Source organism: Aequorivita viscosa (assembly GCF_900106795.1).
Lineage (GTDB): Bacteria > Bacteroidota > Bacteroidia > Flavobacteriales > Flavobacteriaceae > Aequorivita > Aequorivita viscosa.
The window spans coordinates 70,741-90,964 of sequence record NZ_FNNS01000010.1 but is presented as its reverse complement, the minus strand read 5'-3'; the positions used below and the strand labels follow the sequence as shown (position 1 = coordinate 90,964).

13 protein-coding genes and 1 pseudogene are annotated in these 20,224 nt (G+C 39.1%); all 14 read left to right on the top strand.

Annotation, left to right across the window (positions count from 1 at the left end; genetic code table 11):
• The first annotated feature begins 56 nt into the window (after positions 1-56).
• The 14 genes and pseudogenes from BLW28_RS07690 (at position 57) to BLW28_RS07625 (ending at position 19,630) form a co-directional block, all read left to right on the top strand.
• Positions 57-2,168: a Piwi domain-containing protein gene (locus tag BLW28_RS07690; protein WP_073217643.1), complete on the top strand. Its 2,112-nt coding sequence runs from the start codon at positions 57-59 to the stop codon at positions 2,166-2,168.
• Between the two features lie 19 nt (positions 2,169-2,187).
• On the top strand, positions 2,188-4,272 hold the full coding sequence (locus BLW28_RS07685) for a DUF262 and DUF1524 domain-containing protein (RefSeq protein ID WP_073217640.1): 2,085 nt from the start codon (positions 2,188-2,190) through the stop codon (positions 4,270-4,272).
• Positions 4,273-4,360: 88 nt separating this feature from the next.
• The gene (locus BLW28_RS07680) at positions 4,361-5,071 is read left to right on the top strand and encodes a hypothetical protein (RefSeq protein WP_073217637.1); all 711 of its coding nucleotides are present in this window, start codon (positions 4,361-4,363) and stop codon (positions 5,069-5,071) included.
• A 319-nt stretch (positions 5,072-5,390) separates the two neighbouring features.
• Positions 5,391-5,762, top strand: a complete 372-nt coding sequence (locus BLW28_RS07675; RefSeq protein WP_072765459.1) for a hypothetical protein — start codon at positions 5,391-5,393, stop codon at positions 5,760-5,762.
• Positions 5,763-5,879: 117 nt separating this feature from the next.
• Complete coding sequence (locus BLW28_RS07670) at positions 5,880-10,295, top strand: CusA/CzcA family heavy metal efflux RND transporter (RefSeq protein WP_073217633.1); 4,416 nt, start codon at positions 5,880-5,882, stop codon at positions 10,293-10,295.
• A 16-nt stretch (positions 10,296-10,311) separates the two neighbouring features.
• A complete protein-coding gene (locus BLW28_RS07665) occupies positions 10,312-11,571 on the top strand; it encodes an efflux RND transporter periplasmic adaptor subunit (protein ID WP_073217711.1) in 1,260 nt (419 codons plus the stop codon).
• 115 nt (positions 11,572-11,686) lie between these two features.
• Positions 11,687-12,025, top strand: a complete 339-nt coding sequence (locus BLW28_RS07660; RefSeq protein WP_045079539.1) for a P-II family nitrogen regulator — start codon at positions 11,687-11,689, stop codon at positions 12,023-12,025.
• A gap of 15 nt (positions 12,026-12,040) precedes the next feature.
• Positions 12,041-12,463 (top strand): Fur family transcriptional regulator, encoded by a 423-nt coding sequence (locus tag BLW28_RS07655; RefSeq protein WP_073217630.1) that lies wholly within the window; start codon positions 12,041-12,043, stop codon positions 12,461-12,463.
• Between the two features lie 44 nt (positions 12,464-12,507).
• Positions 12,508-12,870: a SpoIIAA family protein gene (locus BLW28_RS07650; protein WP_073217628.1), complete on the top strand. Its 363-nt coding sequence runs from the start codon at positions 12,508-12,510 to the stop codon at positions 12,868-12,870.
• Positions 12,867-15,395 carry a heavy metal translocating P-type ATPase gene (locus tag BLW28_RS07645; protein ID WP_073217625.1) on the top strand — a complete coding sequence of 843 codons (2,529 nt, stop codon included), beginning with the start codon at positions 12,867-12,869 and terminating at the stop codon, positions 15,393-15,395. Before BLW28_RS07650 ends, BLW28_RS07645 begins: the two co-directional genes overlap by 4 nt.
• Before the next feature lie 50 nt (positions 15,396-15,445).
• Positions 15,446-15,883: a Fur family transcriptional regulator gene (locus BLW28_RS07640; protein ID WP_045079535.1), complete on the top strand. Its 438-nt coding sequence runs from the start codon at positions 15,446-15,448 to the stop codon at positions 15,881-15,883.
• Positions 15,884-15,964: 81 nt separating this feature from the next.
• On the top strand, positions 15,965-17,281 hold the full coding sequence (locus BLW28_RS07635) for an APC family permease (protein ID WP_073217622.1): 1,317 nt from the start codon (positions 15,965-15,967) through the stop codon (positions 17,279-17,281).
• A 174-nt stretch (positions 17,282-17,455) separates the two neighbouring features.
• Positions 17,456-17,665 (top strand): GDCCVxC domain-containing (seleno)protein, encoded by a 210-nt coding sequence (locus BLW28_RS15995; protein ID WP_073217619.1) that lies wholly within the window; start codon positions 17,456-17,458, stop codon positions 17,663-17,665.
• Between the two features lie 59 nt (positions 17,666-17,724).
• Positions 17,725-19,630: pseudogene (locus BLW28_RS07625) on the top strand (heavy metal translocating P-type ATPase).
• Positions 19,631-20,224 lie beyond the last annotated feature (594 nt).

The following is a 20,224-nucleotide window of genomic DNA, read 5'->3' as shown; positions in this document are numbered from 1 at the left end:
AAGATATAACTAACAGTTAATCCCCAATTTATGAACCCGTAATAAACTCTGTAAAAATGGCCAACCTCTGTTTCAACATCCTGACCTTCGACCATCCAAAGGAAGAATTAAGATTATATTTTACCGATAAGGAAGATATTAATCTCACTCGTATGTATCACACCTTAGTCCCCGATGAGGTCATTCAAGAGTTTGGTCAACAAGAACATTATTACACCTCTTTTGAAGAAGAAAAAGAAGGTTTTTTTCCAGTCACCAAATCTGTCAATCCTACTTATGAAAAAAAGCTTGATAAATATGGAGAAGAATATTCCGCAAAGGTTCACAATACATCATTCTCTATTTCCATTTTAAAACGCTATTACAACGCTAAAATCCATAAGTATTTTACTGATAAAGGGTTAATGGTAAAGCCTAATTTCATTCACGATACAGAGGTTTGGCTACCAAGCAAGAAATACGACAGTTCGGGGAAATACAATCTATATGACCGCTATTGTCTCCGAGTTCAATTTAAAACCGTTAGTAAAAAACTGGAATTACTCGTTACTTTCGAAGGAGTTCCCAAAATATATAAAGAATCAGTTGAGGTACTCCAAGAATTCGTTTCTCCTACCGCTTTCAATTGGGTAATGTTTGAAAATGAGCTTCATAAATTTGAAGACTTGCCAAGTGCCGGCAAAAGAGCTTATGATAAAGTGTTTCCAATATGGAACTTCGATATCAGAGATGGTTTGGGCGAAGCTACCGAGGCTCCTGATAAATCCAACAAATACATTAAATTCAAAAATGGAATTGATTTCTTTTACAAAACGTATTTAAATAACGAAGAATTTAAACAGCTAATTCCACTAAATTCAAATGGATTTATCCCCGTAGAAGAATTTAGAATAGGAAAGGTGAAAAACAACAGTAACCAATTATTATTTGGTGAGAAAGATGGAATAAGACAATCCCACATCGTACCGATGAATGGGATAAAAGAATTTGGCCCCTATGATTTCAGCGATACCACCAAAATTCATTTTTTCTTTATTTACCATAAAGACGACGTACAAGCAACAAAAAAGATTGACAGCTATTTTAGGGGCACTGAAAGAGGCTTTGGTGGATTGTCAAAATTTATTCATACGCCATATTATACTGAAAAAGGGTTTAGTATATGTTTTGAGGACTTAGACAATCCTTGGCCCGAAATTTATACCAAAATCACCGACAAATATTTTGAACCTGATGTTCAATATATAGCCATTTACATCAGTCCTTTTTCTAAAAATTCCCCCGATAAGTCCAGAAGGAAGATTTATTACAGATTGAAGGAACTATTGCTAAAAAAGCGCATTTCCTCCCAAGTAATAGACGCAGAAAAAGTATTGGCTAATGACAAATATTTTTATAGTCTCCCTAACATTGCAATTGCCATTCTTGCTAAATTAAAAGGTACTCCTTGGCGTTTGGACAACACTATTAAAAAGGAATTGATTGTTGGTGTAGGAGCGTTCAAAAACCCTGATTTTGATATTAAATACATTGGTAGTGCTTTCAGCTTTTCCAATAATGGAAAGTTCAACCGCTTTGAGTGCTTTCAACAAAATCAAACAAGGGAATTAGCCGGTTCTATTATAAGAGCGGTAAAAGAGTATGCAAATCACAACCCTGATATAAAACGCTTAGTAATTCACTTCTACAAAACAATGGGTCAAGAAGAGCTACAGCCAATAGAAGATGGATTAAAAAAGTTAGGGTTAAGCATACCAGTATTTATTGTTTCAATAAATAAAACAGAATCTTCAGACATTGTAGCTTTTGATTTGAATTGGAAAGATTTGATGCCTATAAGTGGCTCATATATCAATATTGGTCGTCATAAATTCTTGTTGTTCAACAATACCAGATACAGTAATAACAATTTTAATTTCTCTGACGGTTATCCATTTCCTATAAAATTAAAAATATACTGTACACAAGCCGGATTAGTGAACGACACAAAAACTGTAAAGGAATTGATAGATCAAGTTTATCAATTTAGTAGAATGTATTGGAAATCAGTTCGTCAACAAAACTTACCAGTAACAATAAAATACCCCGAAATGGTCGCAGAAATGATCCCTCATTTTGAAGGCAATGAAATCCCCGAATTTGGAAAAGATAATCTTTGGTTTTTATAAACTGAAAAAATAAAATTATATGGAAGCAACACAAGCGCAGTTATTAAGCCTATTGGATGGTAAAAAACAACTTACTATTCCCATTTATCAAAGAACTTATTCTTGGCAGATTAAGCAATGTCAACAATTATTTAATGATATTTATAGGGTGGGAAATGACGCTTCTGAACTTTCCCATTTTATAGGGTCAATAGTCTATTTCAAACCCGGAAACTCTCCGATTACAAGTGTACCTGAATTGCTTGTTATAGATGGTCAACAAAGACTTACAACCGTCTCCTTGATGCTTCTTGCGTTAATTCACTTTTTAAAAGAAAATGACAACATTACACTTGAAGACGAAACTTGGGAGGAAATTCAGGAAACTTATCTTGTAAATAAGCATAGAAAAGATGACTCCAAATTCAAATTACTTCTTACCCGTAAAGACAAAGCCACTTTTACAAACCTGATTGATGAAATAGAACTTGATGGTAATTATTCTAAGAGAGTATTGGAAAATTATAAATTTTTCAAAGGAAAGCTTCATTCTGATAATGTTCAGGCTATATATCACGGTATCAAAAAGCTGATTATTGTTGACGTCATTCTGGAAAGAGATAAGGATAATCCACAACTGATATTCGAAAGCTTAAATTCAACTGGTTTAGATTTATCCCAAGCTGATTTAATCCGCAATTATATTTTAATGGGTCAGCCCTTGGAGCAACAAACTGTTCTCTATGAAAGATATTGGTATCCGATGGAACAAAGCTTCGGGGAAAACATAGGTGCTCTTGCTTGGTTTATTCGCGACTATCTCACAATGAAAGAGGCTTCCATTCCAAAAATCAATCTTGTTTATGAAACTTATAAAAATTTTCTGCATTCAAAAAATGGCTTCAAATCTGTCAATGAAGCTATAAAAAGCTTGCATAAATATTCGAAATTTTATGTTCGCATTGCACTTTTAAAGGAACAAGACCCGGATATCTCTAAAAAACTTAAAGAGATTACAAAACTTAAAATCGATACCTCTTATCCTTTTTTACTTGCTGTCTATGGTGATTATGAAGATGAGCTAATCAACAAGGGTGAATTTATTCAAATTATATCTTTAGTTTCAAATTATGTTTTCAGAAGAGCAATTTGCGGAATCCCTACAAATAGCTTGAACAAAACTTTTGGCACCCTCTATAAGCGCATAAAAAGAGAAACCTATTTAGAATCCGTACAGGCAGCATTCTTGCTAATGGACGGCTATAGACGTTTTCCCACCGATGCAGAATTTACAAAGGATTTACAGATAAAAGATGTTTATAATTTTAGGTCCAGAAACTATTTATTGGAATCTCTCGAAAACTGGAAACGTAAAGAACTGGTCAATGCTGAAAATTATACCATCGAACATATTTTACCACAGAATCAAAATTTATCTTTACAATGGAGACAAGAACTCGGTGAGGATTGGGAGCGGGTTAAAAATCAATATCTCCATACTTTAGGTAACCTCACTCTTACCGGTTATAATTCTGAATTATCTGATAGACCTTTTTCAGATAAAAAAACAATCGAAGGTGGTTTCAATACAAGTCCTTTATTTTTAAATGAATCAGTAAGAATAGAAGATAGTTGGAATAAAGAAGCAATTCTTAATCGAGCCTCAACTTTAGCTCAACGGGCTTGTATTATTTGGAAAACACCTCATTTGTCACAAGAAAGATTGGACATTTATAAAGAGCCTGGTCTCTCAAAGGAGCAAAACATTTACAACATTGAAAACTATGAGCATTTACAGGGCGATATGTTGGTGTTATTTCAAAACCTCGAAAAACGAGTTCTTAATTTGGATGCTTCTGTTAGAGTTGAATTTAAAAAACTTTACATTGCTTTTAAATCTCAAACAAACTTCGTAGACGTAGTGCCTCAGAAGAAAAGATTAAGACTTTCATTAAATACAGAATTTGACCGGATAAAAGACTCGAAAGGCATTTGTAAAGATGTATCCGGTTTGGGAAGGTGGGGTAATGGTGATGTTGAGGTTGGTTTAGAAAACCTTTCCGAATTAGATTATATAATGGAATTGATTGAACAGGCTTTTGAAATACAGGTCGAATCGGTCTAATTGTTTTTCTATCGAATCCGAGGTTGTAATAATAAGCTTAATTTTAAGCCAATAATGAAAAGGCTTGGTAGCTTTTTTAAAAAATACAATGAGAAATAAAGACACTTGCAAATTATGCGGAAACTTTGAAACATTAACTTTCGAACATATTCCTCCCCAAGGTGCTTTTAATTCCTCACCTGTTCTTTTTCAAGATAAAGAAAACTTATTAGACAAGTCCAGTTATCGTTATGGAGGTCGTAAGCGAAGTAACCGTGGTGCTGGTGGTTATCATTTATGTGGTTCTTGCAACAAGAATACTGGTAGCTGGTATGCAAATGATTATATTGATTTCGCCAAACAAGGTGCATATGTATTGACACATCGCGTCTATGCCAATAATTTCATTTGCGCAGAATATGAAATAAAACCTTTAAATGTCCTGAAGCAGATACTGACGATGTTTGTTGCCCTTGATAACAGCGGCTTCTTCCTAAAAAAACCAAGTATAAGGGAATTTATATTAGACAGGAAAAGTAAATCATTGCCACCAGACATTCGGCTTTTAATGTATATGTCCAGTGCCATAAGTTTAAGAAATCCATTATCTTGGTCAAATATGGATGGATACGCTCGAACATTCGGGGAAATCACTTTTATACCGTTCGGCTTTCATATTAGTATAGAAACGCCTACAATAAACCGCCCCTTTTGCGACATTAGTAATTTTTCTGATTTTGAATTCGGTGAAGAGAGTTTAATTACATTACCATTGCGGCATCTAATTCCTCAAAGCATATTACCTGGTCTGTATTTATAAAAATCCTTCAATCCATATTTATCAAAACACAAACATTAACTGTATTCGTCCGTCTTGAAGTTCACCTGTACAAAGTCCTACCCGCACACCCATTTGCTTCCGGTCGGTTCTTTTCGTTCGTTCGTGCCTCACTCTCTACAATCACCCACTTCCAGCAACGCGCAGCAAGAGTAGCCCACCATTCATTTCCGTTGCACTACAATTCATTCAGGGCCACACTTGCTATTTCAACTCCTGAGTATCATTATAATTGCACAACCTGTGCATCGATTAATTTGTATCTTTGTCAAAATTTATGAAAATATTCTTTTCCATATCAATGTCAATTTTATTCTTTTTTCAGGGAATTAGCATTGATATGGACTTTTGTGGACCAATTAAAGAAATTTCAAGCATTATTACCCATTATCAAGACCATAAAGTTTATGGAGACTCTTTCCTTGAATATGTAGTTGAAGATTACATTGACAATGATGCAAAAAATGAAGGGCATCATAATAACCCAGATAAGGAGAATACACCAGTCCATTCCCATCATCAATGTTGTCACCCTTTAGTATTAATTATTGCGAACAACAATTCGGCTTTAACCAATCGACTAAAGTTTGAAGAGAAAAAACAGTTTAACTTACATAAAGTAAACTTCACTTCCAGATATCTGGAATCGCTTTTCCAACCCCCTAAAGTATAATTCAGTTTTTTTAGGATAGCTATATCCTACCGTGATGCTTTTAAAAGTAAGTATCGCATCATAAACGCATTGCATCTCTTTGCATTGCGATGTTTAAACTGAATTAATACTTTTTCTATGATTAACAAAATCATTTCATTTTCCATTAATAACAAGTTTATTATTGGGCTCTTTATAGTGGCACTTGTAGGTACGGGCATTTGGTCTATGGCCACTATAAATCTGGGTTCTGTACCCGATATTACCAACAACCAAGTACAGGTTATTACAGTTGCCCCAAATTTAGGTACTGAAGACATTGAGCAATTTGTTACCTATCCGGTAGAATTGGCAATGGCAAATCTTCCTGACGTTATCGAGCTGCGTTCCGTTTCCCGTTTTGGTCTTTCTGTGGTTACCATTGTTTTTAAGGACGAGGCAGGTACTTATCTTCCCCGGCAATTGGTGCAGGAGAAATTAACCGAAGTTGCTGGAGAAATCCCCGAAGGCTTCGGCACACCATTTATGGCACCAATAACTACGGGTCTGGGCGAAATCTACCAATACACCCTAAAAGTAAAAGAAGGCTACGAAGATAAATACGATGCTATGGAGCTTCGTACCATCCAGGATTGGATCGTTAAACGTCAAATGGCATTAGTCCCAGGAGTCGTCGAGGTCAATGCTTTTGGAGGGTATGTGAAACAATATGAAGTGGCCATAAATCCTGATAAATTAAAAAGTTTTGGTATTACAATGAATCAGGTCTTTGAAGCCCTGAAAGTGAACAATGCCAATACTGGTGGTGCTTATATTGAAAAAAACCATCAGGCCAATTTTATCCGTGGCGAAGGCTTGGCCCGAAGTATCGCCGATTTGGAAAACACAGTTGTAACTACTCAAAACGGTAGTCCCGTTTTAATACGGGATGTCGCTGAAAAGGTTGGATATGGCAGCCAAGTACGCTATGGCGCTTTTACCCAAGATGGACACGAATCTGTGGGCGGACAAATTTTAATGCTGAAAGGCGAAAGCCCAGGCGACGTGATCGAAAATGTGGAAAAGCGTATTGTAGAAATTCAAAAATCCCTGCCGGAAGGCGTTTATATTGATGCTTTTTTAAGTCGAAGTGAACTTATTGAGGCAACCACAAGTACCGTTAAAACAAATCTAATAGAAGGTGCCCTTATTGTCATATTTGTTTTGGTCTTGCTTTTAGGAAGCTTCCGTGGTGGCTTGATAGCAGCGTCGATAATCCCTTTATGCCTATTATTTGCATTTATTTTGATGAAACAATTTGGCATTTGGGCAAATTTAATGTCCTTGGGTGCGATCGATTTTGGGATTATTGTAGATGGTGCGGTGATTATCGTGGAAGGAGCGGTTTTCCACATTCATCAACGGATGAAAAAATCCACAACCGCCATTAACCAAGCTGAAATGGATGAAATCGCCTATGACTCTTCAAGTAAAATGATGAATTCTGCCTTCTTCGGTCAACTAATTGTTCTTATAGTTTTTACACCTATTCTGTTTTTGACCGGTGTGGAAGGGAAAATGTTTCGACCAATGGCATTTACATTTGGTTTTGCCGTTTTAGGGGCAATTATTCTTTGCCTTACCTACGTACCAATGATGTCATCATTATTTTTAAAACCTGCTAAAAATCAAAATAGTTGGTTTGCCAAATTTGAAAACAAGATTGATAGGTTCAGTGATAAAATTATGGGGGTTCTGAATCGTATCTATCTGCCAATATTAAATTTTGCACTTCGCTTTCGGGCAGGTGTGGTTATAGGCGCGGTTGCCTTGCTTTTGATTGCAGGATTTATTTTTAGCAATATGGGAGCAGAATTTGTCCCTAAATTTGATGAAGGCGATATTGCATTTCAAGCATTGATAAAACCAGGGAGCAGTCTTTCAGAATCTATTGAGGCCTCAGAGAAACTTCAGAATTTAATCAATGAGTTTCCGGAAGTAAAAACAGTAGTTTCAAGGATTGGTGTGGCTGAAATACCAACAGACCCAATGCCTATGGATATTGCCGATAGTTATATTATTCTTGAAAAGGACAAGAGTAAATGGACATCCGCAGATAGTAAAGAAGAACTCATAGAAAAGATTCAAGAAAAAATTTCAGTAGTTCCCGGCGTAAATTTTGTGTTTACACAACCTGTAGAACTTCGTTTTAATGAATTGCTGACTGGTGTCCGTGAAGACGTGGCCATCAAATTGTACGGAGAAGATTTGGACGTTTTGGCAGACAAGATACAGGAAATCGCGGCAGTAATTAGGACCGTTCCCGGAGCGGCTGACATTAATGTGGAGGCTACAAGTGGTTTGCCACAAATGACGGTGGTATATAACCGTGCGAAAATGGCACAATACGGTGTAACCGTTGATAAGCTGAATGATTATGTAAGTGCTTCATTTTCAGGAGAACAGGCAGGAGTCATTTTTGAAGGGGAAAAACGGTTCGATGTGGTCATTCGTTTGGCAGAGGAATATCGACAAGACATCAATAGCTTAAAAAACCTTTATATAGACCTGCCAAACGGTGCACAAGTACCATTAAAGGAGGTGGCAGATATCAGCTATAAACCCGGACCAATGCAGATTTCAAGAGACAATACCTCTCGTCGTACTTCCGTGGGCGTGAATGTTCGTGGGCGCGATGTAAAATCGATGGTCGAGGAAATTCAACAAAAATTGGAAACGGATGTTAAACTGCCACCAGGTTATTTTGTAACCTACGGCGGATCATTTGAAAACCTACAACGAGCATCAGACCGATTGATGATTGTAGTCCCAATCGTTCTATTAACAATATTTGTTCTGCTTTACTTTGCTTTGAATTCAGTTACACAAGCCTTGATGATCTATATGGCAGTGCCTTTGGCGGCCATTGGTGGCGTTTTCGTTTTGTTGATTCGTGGAATGCCTTTCAGTATTTCCGCGGGAGTCGGATTTATCGTGCTCTTCGGAGTTGCCGTATTAAACGGACTCATACTCATAAATAAGTTCAATGAATTAAAAGACAGTGGAATGACAGATTTAAAAAAACGTATATATGAAGCTACGCACGAACGTTTACGTCCAATTTTATTAACAGCCATTACAACAATTATGGGCTTTATCCCAATGGCGATTTCTACCTCTGGTGGTGCCGAAGTACAGCGGCCCTTGGCGACAGTAGTCATTGGAGGAATGCTTACGGCAACATTTCTGACCTTGGTGGTTATTCCTATTCTTTATTATTGGCTTGAATCGAGAAAGGAACGAAACAATAACGATGGAGGTGTAAGCTATGTCAACAAATCAACGAACATTGTAACCGTATTATTGATGGTTGGCGGTTTGATGGCTTCTGGAACTGCTTTTGCCCAAGACACCAATCAAAATGGAACAATGCCAAAAACCTTGACTGTAGATGAGGCCATTGCTATGGCAAAACAGAATTATCCATCGCTTAAGGAAAGTCAGGCATTTATTGAACGGGAAAAGGCACTAAAGGGAACGAGTTTTGACCTTGGTAGCACACAAGTTTTCACGGGCAAAGAAGAATATGGCAATAATCTTCCTGGAGTGCAAACAACCGTTGGCGTGCAACAAGGCAACATTGATTTGCTTTCAGGATTTTCAAAATCGAAGTTTTATAAAGAGCGCATTGCCTTGGGAGAAAAGTTTTATGTGGCCAGTGAACAACAGTTGGTGCGCAATGTGATGCAAGCCTATGACCAAATTAATTATTACAAGGCACAGTTGCGTTTTGCAGACCAATTGGACAGTATTTATGCCAATTTTAAGTCCGCTGCCCAACTTCGGTATGACACTGGAGAAACAGGCAAGTTGGAATTTATTTCAGCCTCTTCCGAATTTCAACAGATTCAAGTGTTGAGGCAACAAGCTTTTGATGATATTGAAATTGCCAAACGTGCCTTAAAACAATATTTGGGAACGGATGAAACCATCGAGACGGTAGATGGTTTTTACGAGCCATTGGATTTTATGGCGACATTGGATTCAACTTCGGTTGCCAATAACCCAATGTTGCAATATGCCTTGCAAAATGCCGAAGTAAGTAAAGCAAATGTGGGCGTTGAAAAATCGCAATTCCTACCGAAATTCAGTTTATCATATGGCAGGCAGGTTGTGGATGATGTTTCAGGGTTTAATACCTATCAGGCAGGTATTAGTATTCCGTTATGGTTTTTTCCGCAGAAGTCAAGGGTTAAGGCAGCCAAGGCAGACGCAATGGTAGCAGAGAATCAATATTTGGAGCAAAAAGCGGTTACAGAAAGTCGTGTTTCACAATTGACCAAATCACTCGAAAAAACAAAGAAGATTTTGCAATATTACGAAGAAGGCGCACTATTGTTGGCAGAAGAACAAATTACCACAGCGCAGTTGGCTTCTAAAGAAGGCGAAATAGATTACGTCAATTACATCACGATTCTCAACAGTGCCATCCGCATTAAACAGACCCATTTACAATACATCAATCAGTATAACCAGCAAACCATTGATATGCAATATCAATTGGGCAATTTATAACCTTAAAAAAAGAGAAATGAAAAATATACTATTAGTAAGTACCGTATTATTTACACTTATGTTTATGAGTTGTAACGATGGCCAAAAATCTGAACTTGGGCATAACGAAGCTGAAGGCGTATCAAAAACCGAGGCTGGGGGCGAAGATACACACGGAGAAGAAGGCCACGATGAAGGAGAGGAAGAAGGTGGTCACAGCGAGGAAGAAGGCGTCGTCGAACTTACAAAGCAACAGGCTGAAACCATCGGTTTGGAAACGAAGCCTCTGGAGGAACGGAATTTAGGGAACAACATTAAGGTAACAGGTATGCTGGAACTTTTCCCACAGGATAAGGCGAACATCAGTCCGTTTGTTGGTGGAAATGTGAGTTCCATAAAAGTAATACCTGGAGATAACGTAAGCAAAGGACAGGTGTTGGCATATATAGAACACCCAGATATCATTGCAATGCAACAGGAATATCAGGAAAAAAATGATGAACTGGTCTTTTTGAAACAGGATTTTGAGCGCAAGCAGACCCTTTATGATAAAGGTGTTTCTTCTGGTAAGGAATTTCAGATGGCACAGTCAAAATTTCGTTCCACAACATCCAGCGTCAATGGTCTGCGTTCCCAATTGAGACTGTTGGGCATAAACCCGGACAAGGTGGCTGAAGGCCAAATATATTCCGCAGTTCCCATTACCACGCCCATAAGTGGCTATGTGGATGAAGTAATGATTAGCCTTGGCGATTACGTGGCGCAGCAATCCAAGATGTTCTCAATTAGCGATAACTCGAAGATTTATGTAAACTTTAAAGTATATGAGAAGGACATAAAGCAAATCAAGAAAGGGCAACAGATATATTTTTCAACGGCTTCTCGTCCAGACGAACTGCTTAAAGCAACCGTTAGGTCTGTTGGCAAAACCTTCAATACCGACCCAAAGGCTTTGGAAGTCCTTGCAGACATTGAGAACAAGGATAAAAACCTGTTGCCGGGTATGTACGTGGAAGGACGCATAGTGCAGGGCGAAAAAAAGGGTTTTGCCGTACCGGAAGCTGCCATTATAAAAGAAGGCGAGCAATCCTTTATTTTTATTTTGGATGAAGATGAAGCAATGGAAGCGAACAAAATGAAATTTAAAATGATACCCGTAACGGTTGGTATTACTGATTTGGGCTTTGTTGAAGTCAATTTACCTGCCGAAGTTTCAACGGTTGCCAAAGTGGTCATAAAAGGAGCTTATAACCTGTCTTCGGAAATGGTTAAAGGCGAACTGGAACACGGACATTAATTCAATAATAATCAAAGATTTTGATTCCGAGTTTGTTTATCGTCTTAATTGGTTAGTTAAAAATTAGAAAACAGGCTCGGTTCAAAATCGATTAAAAATTTAAAAAATTCATAATATGAAGGAAATAAAAGCATTTATAAAACCGAACCGAATCCAAAGAGTCATTGAAGCACTATCAGATAATGGATTTGAAAGTATGACCCTTTCACAAGCAGAAGGCACTGGCGCATTCAAATCAAAAGGTGCAAGACCGTCGTTGGATTTTCACGTAACAGATAGTCCAGTGGTTAAGTTGGAACTGGTCTGCCAAAATGAGGAAGCCCAAGCGGCCATTGAAACAATTATAGCCAACGCCAAAACCGACGGGCCTGGAGATGGTATTATATATATAGCAAATATTGAAGATGCCTTTCAGATTAAAACTGGAGATTCCTTAAAACGGTACGACCTATAAAACACTTTATCACAAATGGAAAAAATAGTCCAACTACTTGAAAGCAAAGGGATACGACCTACGGCTATGCGCCTTATGACTTATAAGCGTTTAGCAGAATTAGAGGTGGCCATCAGTCTTGGCGATTTGGAAAAGGATTTTAAGGTCAGTGAAAGAAGCACCCTATTTAGGACTATGAAAGCGTTTGAGGAAAAAGGTATTGTACATCAAATTGAGGATGGGACAGGTGTTATAAAATACGCCCTTTGCGAAGAAAATTGTGAGTGCGAGGTTGGCAACGACCTTCATTTACACTTTCATTGCAACAATTGTAATGAAACTGTCTGTTTAACAGAGCATAAAATCCCTCATATCAACTTACCTGATGGCTACATTACCGAGGACATTAACTTGGTGGTAAAGGGTATTTGCGAAAAATGCAGCGACAATCTGGATTAAACGTTTGGTTTTTAAATTCAATTATCATTTATAAATAGTGAGCAATGATAACAATCTATAAAAAAGAGGCTACTGTATATATGGTGGCAGAGAATAAGCTGGATGCCAAGGATTATGAAAACTTGATACCGGTCTTAATAGAACATATAACTGCATATCAGGAAGTTTCTTGGTACATCGAAATGCATAATTTTGAAGGCTGGACGGCAAACGCATATTGGAAGGGCATTGAATTAAATCTTCCGAATGAAACGCATTTAAAGCGTGTTGCTTTAGTGGGTAGCGTTATATGGCAGGAGCAATTTACCGAGGCATTGCTTCCTTTTTCAGAAGCTCATATAAAATTTTATAAGCCAGAAGAAAAAGACGATGCCAAAGAATGGATAAAAAAAAATAGTAAAAAATGAAAAAAATACAACTAAAAATTCCCGTTATCCTTCCGCAAGTTCCAAACGAAAAAGATACTTGTGTTGAGCGGCTTATAAAAGAATTACAGGCTAAAGAGGGCATCGAAAAAGTACACGTTGCCGATACAAAGGAAGATGACACACCACAGCTCTGTTTTCATTATGACCCCGATATCATTTCTATAGACCGCATTCAATCTCTCGCAGAACAGACGGGTGCCGAGATTACCGAAAAATACGGGCATTTGCTCATAGAGGTTAAAGGAATCAGACATACAAGACAGGCACGTTCCATAGAGAAAAGTCTTTTGGCAATCAATGGGGTTTTGGAGGCTTCCGTTTCGGTCTCTGGAATGGTGCGCCTTGAGTTTGATAAAAAGCAAACAAATTTTGATGAAATAAGTAAACAGATTGAAAAGGAAGACCTTCAGGTTAAGCGGAGTTCTTCAAACGAAAATAATTACACCGAAGCATCCAAAAAAAAACAGGAACGTTCAAAGAAGGAAGATACTAAAGAGCAAACTTCCACAGAGGGCCACGAGCACAAGGAGGGCGAGACCCACGAGGAAGGAGAAGAGCACGCCCACGGTGGGGTTTTCGGTAAAAATACGGAGCTTATTTTTTCCATTATCTGTGGGGCACTTCTCGGGATAGGTTTCGGGCTTTCTTATGTGGAATCCATCCCGGATTGGGTCAGTCTTACTTTGTACATTGGCGCGTACATTTTCGGTGGTTTCTTTACGGCCAAGGAAGCGGTTCAAACTGTGGCCAAGGGTGGTTTTGAAATTGATTTTTTAATGCTGGTCGCTGCCATTGGTGCCGCCATTCTGGGAGAATGGGCAGAAGGTGCACTGTTGTTGTTTTTATTTAGCCTTGGGCACGCCTTGGAACATTACGCAATGAACAAAGCAAGAAAAAGCATTGCTGCGCTTGCAGACCTTGCACCAAAAACAGCATTGCTTAAAAAAGATGGCAAGACCGAAGAAGTTGGAATTGAGCAATTGAGTATTGGCGATATTATAGTGGTCAAGCCCAATAGTAAAATATCCGCAGATGGCGTCGTGGTCAACGGAAAAAGCAGTGTAAACCAGGCCCCTATTACTGGGGAAAGTGTACCCGTGGATAAACTTCCCGTGGAAGATACAGGCAGGGACTATTCGGCAGACGATGATATCAAGGATGAAAATCGGGTATTTGCCGGAACTATCAACGGTAATAACACGCTGGAAATAAAGGTAATCAAAGAAGCCAAAGACTCTACCCTGTCCCGACTGGTCAAATTGGTCAACGAGGCACAGACCCAGAAGTCCCCCACGCAACTGCTGACCGATAAGTTCGAAAAATACTTTGTGCCATCCGTACTGATACTGGTTGGTATCCTACTCTTTGCCTTTCTGGTCATTGACGAACCGTTTAGTGCCAGCTTTTATCGTGCAATGGCGGTATTGGTAGCTGCAAGTCCCTGTGCACTGGCCATTTCAACACCAAGTGCCGTATTGAGCGGTGTGGCAAGGGCAGCACGTGGCGGCGTGCTCATCAAAGGTGGGCGACCACTTGAGGATTTAGGGGTCATAACCGCTTTGGCTTTTGATAAAACAGGCACGCTTACCGAAGGCAAGCCCAAACTTACCGAAGTAGTACCATTGGGGGATATTGAAGAAAATGAACTGTTAAAGATAGCCGTTGCCGTTGAAAACTTGAGCGACCACCCTTTGGCCAAAGCCGTCGTAAGGGATGGGAAAGAGCGTCTGAAAGGTACTGATATTATCGATGCGTCAGATTTGGAAGCAGTTCTCGGAAAAGGTATCAAAGCTTCTTTGGGCAAGGATAAAATCTATATTGGAAACCTTGACTTGTACGAAGACCTCGATGAAGCAAAACCATCCGAAGATATATCGAATAAAGTAAAAGAACTTGAAGGTGGTGGAAATACTACGATGCTCATAAGAAGGAACAAAGAATATATAGGTATCATCGCCCTGATGGACACCCCACGGGAAGCGGCCAAGGAAACACTGAAAAAATTAAAGGAAATCGGTATCAAGCGGATGATAATGCTAACCGGGGATAATCAAAAGGTTGCCGATGCCGTTGCTAAAGAAATTGGGTTGACCGATGCCTGGGGAAGCCTGTTGCCAGAGGAAAAGGTAGATGCCATTAAAAAATTAAAAGAACAGGAATCCAAAGTCGCAATGGTAGGCGACGGTGTGAACGATGCCCCTGCAATGGCAAACAGCACAGTAGGTATCGCAATGGGTGCAGCGGGCAGTGATGTGGCCTTGGAAACTGCAGACATTGCCCTAATGGCCGATAAATTGGAAACCCTGCCCTTTGCCATAGGCTTGAGCAGGAAGGCAAAGGCAATTATCAAGCAAAACCTTTGGGTAAGCCTCGGTATTGTGGCATTGCTTATCCCATCGACCATTATGGGTTGGGCCAATATCGGTATTGCAGTGGTCATCCACGAAGGCTCAACATTACTTGTGGTTTTTAATGCGTTAAGGCTTTTGGCTTATAAGAAATAGCATCAAATATATGTTTTGAAAAAAGGGTTTGCTTTTGAATTAATATTGCAATGACTAAAACGGAAAAGATACTATTAAATCACGGTATTCGACCTACTCAAATGAGGTTGAAGATATACAAGTTCCTGAAAAGGAAGCAAAGTGCCGTGTCCTTTTCCGATTTGAAAAAGGCTTTTGTTCAAAAGAGCGAAACCAATAAAACAGCAAACAGAACGACATTTTATCGAAATCTCAAGATTTTCGAGGATAAAGGGCTGATTCATCAGATTAATGATGGGGTCGGAGTGGCAAAATATGCTATTTCTGATGAAAACGCCAAAGATAAATACGGTATAGATTTACATCTGCATTTTCATTGTACCGATTGCAGAAGAACAATCTGTTTACCGAATAAGATATCGAAAGAAAGCTTGCCAGACGATTATGAAGTGAGAAATGTGAACCTGATATTAAAGGGAATATGTGAAAAATGCAGGCAAAAATATTAGATGGAAGTTTCAGAATTCTGAACCCTTGGGTCCAATGGTCAGGTTCAGGTTTCTTCCACCTTCTCTAACTTAAAAAATATTATGGCAGAATTAAAAAAATCATTGGGAACAATTCGCCTTACCTTTTATGGAGTAGGCACTATCGTGGGTGCAGGAATATATACTGTCATAGGCGCAGCAGCTGGACAAGCAGGTACCGACCTTTGGTTGAGTTTTGTTTTCGCCGCAATTGCTGCCAGCGTTTCGGCATTGTCTTATGCAGAGTTATCCTCTACCTATCCCAATGCAGGTGCCGAATTCATTTTTGTACGCAAAGCGTTTCCGAAAATTGACATTCCTTCCTTTCTCACTGGCTGGACAATTGCCTTTCACAGTTCTGCCACGATAGCCGCTGTATTGCTGGCCTTTTCAGGTTATTTCAACACTTTTTTTAGTGTGCCTTCCCTATTGATAAGTTATGGCGTATTGATAATTCTTTCATTGATAAGCATTACGGGAATCAAGAAATCATCTACTGCCAATATTATAATGGTTAGCATACAACTTTTGGGATTGTTCATTCTTATTGTGGTCGGGCTTGCAGAAACTGGCCCGCCAAAGGCTGAATTTTTTAAAGTTGAATCCTTTTCCGGTACTTTGGCGGCTACCGCAACCTTGTTTTTTGTCTATACAGGTTTTGAGCATATGGCTGCATTGGGTTCTGAAGTAAAAAACCCTGGCAAGACCATTCCTCGTGCCTTTCTACTGACAATGGTTTTTACAACCGTTATCTATCTGCTCATAGCTTTTACGGTACTTAACATTGCCGACCCGTCAGAACTGGCAAAAGTAGATTCGCCACTTTCACTTGCGGCATCAAATCTCAACAGTTGGTTGCCCGTGACATTGGCGGTCGCAGCACTTTTTGCTACTGCCAATGCGGCCTTTAGCGGTATTATCTCTATCAGCAGGCTGCTGTTTGGAATGGCAAGCGTGGGCGAACTTCCGAAATTTATGACCAAAACCAATGCACATAAAGTGCCGTGGGTTACTACCATTGTGGTTATGGCGGCAGTTGCGGGTTTTATGCTATTGGGCGATATTAAAATCGTAGCGGGAATGTCGTCATTGGGTGCGTTGCTCGTCTTTGTCGCCGTGAACATTGCCCTTATCGTATTGCGTTTCAGAGCACCAGATAAAGACAGGCCCTTTAAAGTTCCTTTATCTGTTGGGAAAGTTCCGATACTGCCAATTTTGGCGATAATCATAAGCCTCTCTTTGGTCATACAATTTGATTGGAAAGTTTATGCCGCGTTTGTGGGAGCTATTGCAGTAGGCATTATCTTGGATTATTTTTTGGACAAAAAGTCAAAAGATGAAATAGACCCTGAAAAAGAAAAGGAGCTTTTTAACCATTAATCTAATGTTATGGACTGGATGTTTGAAGATTTTAAAACCGAACTGGATAACCTAAATCCTTACGAAAATGGTAACGCGATCATTGAGTTTGACGATACTAAAACGAATGAAGGTGAAAATTGAGGAAGCAATTAATGCAACAAATTACAAGGTAACAAGAAAAAATAAAAATCAATGGAAGCTATATTAAAATCAGAAATTACCTGTCCAAACTGCGGACACAAAAAAGTAGAAGATATGCCAACAAATTCCTGTCAATTCTTTTATGAATGTGAGAAGTGTAAAACTGTTCTAAAACCAAAAGAAGGTGACTGTTGCGTTTACTGTTCTTATGGTTCTTTGCCCTGTCCTCCTATCCAGTTAACAAGAAAAGATGAATGCTGATGCAAATGCAATTCCTGTGCATAACCTTTTAAAGTATCTTTAAAGAAAATTTTAATAAAATGAAAGCAGCTACATCCCGGCCCTTAAGCCCAAAAGTTAATAAAGAAAAAACAGGCTGGAAAACCCACTGGGACCTTCTGCTTGCCTTGCTGATTTTGGTTATACTGTTAACATTGGAATATGGGTTTAACCTCGACATACCCACTATACCTTTATTGGCAATTAACCTCATTGCTTATCTTCTCGCCGGAAGAAAAGTTTTAGATCTCGCTTGGCGAAAGTCAAAAAGAGGCGATTTCTTCAATGAATTTGTATTGATGAGTGTGGCAACAATCGGCGCATTCATCATTGGAGAATATGAAGTAAGGTGTTGCCGTAATGGTATTTTACCAAATAGGCGAATGGTTTCAGGACTCGGCAGTTAAGCGCGCCAAAAGAAGCATTAAAGCCTTGCTTGATATAAGGCCTGATGAAGTTATCGTTCTAAGAAACGGAAAATCACAGGTTATACATCCTTCAGAAGTAGAAATAGGAGAAAAGATACAAGTGAAACCTGGTGAAAAGGTTGCCTTGGATGGTGATCTCATTTCTGAAAAAGCCTCTTTCAACACTGCGGCATTAACAGGGGAGAGCAAACCAGATACCAAATATAAAGGTGAACAGGTACTGGCCGGGATGATCAATCAAAATACACTTGCAGAAGTAAAGGTAACCGCCCTGTTTAGGGATAGTAAACTCAGCAAAATCTTGGAAATGGTACAGGATGCCACCGCACGTAAATCACAGACCCAACTCTTCATATCCCGTTTTGCCAAAGTATATACCCCAATCGTATTTTTCCTTGCACTGGCACTTTGTGTAACCCCAATATTTTTTGTGGATGATTATGTGTTTCGGGAATGGTTTTATCGTGCCTTGGTATTCTTGGTGATCAGTTGTCCCTGTGCATTGGTTGTTTCCATACCTCTGGGCTACTTTGGAGGTATCGGCCTTGCTTCCCGAAATGGAATCCTGTTCAAAGGCGGAAACTATTTGGATGTTATGACCCAAGTAAAAACAGTGGTGATGGACAAAACAGGCACCTTGACCAAAGGGGTCTTTAAAGTTCAGCAAGTAGTATCCGAAGGAATTGAAAAAGAAGAACTGATCAAAGTAGCAGCAGCTTTGGAAAAGAACTCGACCCATCCCATAGCCATAGCTGTAACGGATTATGCCGATAATAAACACCAAGGCCTACAAACTTCAAACATTGAAGAAATAGCAGGACACGGCTTGAAAGGCATCGTTGGTAATAAGGAAGTATTGGCTGGAAACCTTAAACTTTTAAAGAAATATGACATAGCTTATCCTGCCGAAGTCGAACAGATTGTAGATACCATAGTGGTATTGTCCATTGATAATAAGTACGCCGGTTATATCACTATTGCCGATGAAATAAAGGAAGATGCATATCAGGCCATCAAGGAAATGCACCGTCTAAACATAAAAACCGTAATGTTATCTGGTGATAAACAAACAGTGGTAGATCAGGTGGCAAAAGTTTTGGGAATTGATGAAGCTTATGGTGGACTGCTTCCGGACGAAAAAGTGGAGAAAGTGGAGGCTCTTAAAAAAGAAGGAGTAAAATTGGCCTTTGTAGGCGATGGTGTTAACGATGCTCCGGTTATTGCCCTCGCCGATGTTGGTATTGCAATGGGCGGTCTCGGTAGTGATGCCACCATCGAAACAGCAGATGTAGTTATTCAAAACGACCAGCCGTCAAAGATCGTTGCAGCAATAAAGGCGGGTAAAATCACCAAAAACATTGTCTGGCAAAATATCATTCTCGCTATGACAGTCAAAATTATAGTACTTGCATTAGGTGCAGGCGGTGTTGCTACTTTATGGGAAGCCGTTATCGCAGATGTGGGTGTAGCTCTTTTGGCTATATTGAATGCTGTGAGAATACAACGGAAGGATTTATAACATCCGCATACTTATCTTGGCTTCAAAAAGATTGTTTTTCTCGAACGAAAAAAATGTTCCTTGCTCTAGCGGTTGTTGCTATGTTCGCATCAAAAACTTAATAGACAACCCAGATGTCATTTATAAATTGCTCATTCCTCTACTGATATTTTTCATTGTGATATTTATTATTGGTCAAATCCTCAGGCAAATCCCTAAAGTTTAGCTATTCAGACAGGGTAAGCCTGACATTAACTACTACGGCAAGAAATTCACCTATTTCATTAGCCATTGCCGTTTCTGCTTTTTCTTATGAACCATTAATTGCATTATCATTAATTATTGAACCATTGGTTGAACTTCCAGTTTGGTTTTAACATCACTAATCATATTGTATTATTGTGCTTAATATACTGACCCTAATTTCCTCACCACTAAAGCTAACCTTATTCCTTCTATAGCGGAATTAGATGATTCCAATTTAAGGAAAAAAACCCACCGCACAGCCATTTGCTTCCAGTCGGTTCTTTACGTTCGTTCGTGCCTCACTCTCTACAATCACCCACTTCCAGCAACGCGCAGCAAGAGTACTCCTTCAATCGGTTCCGTTACTCT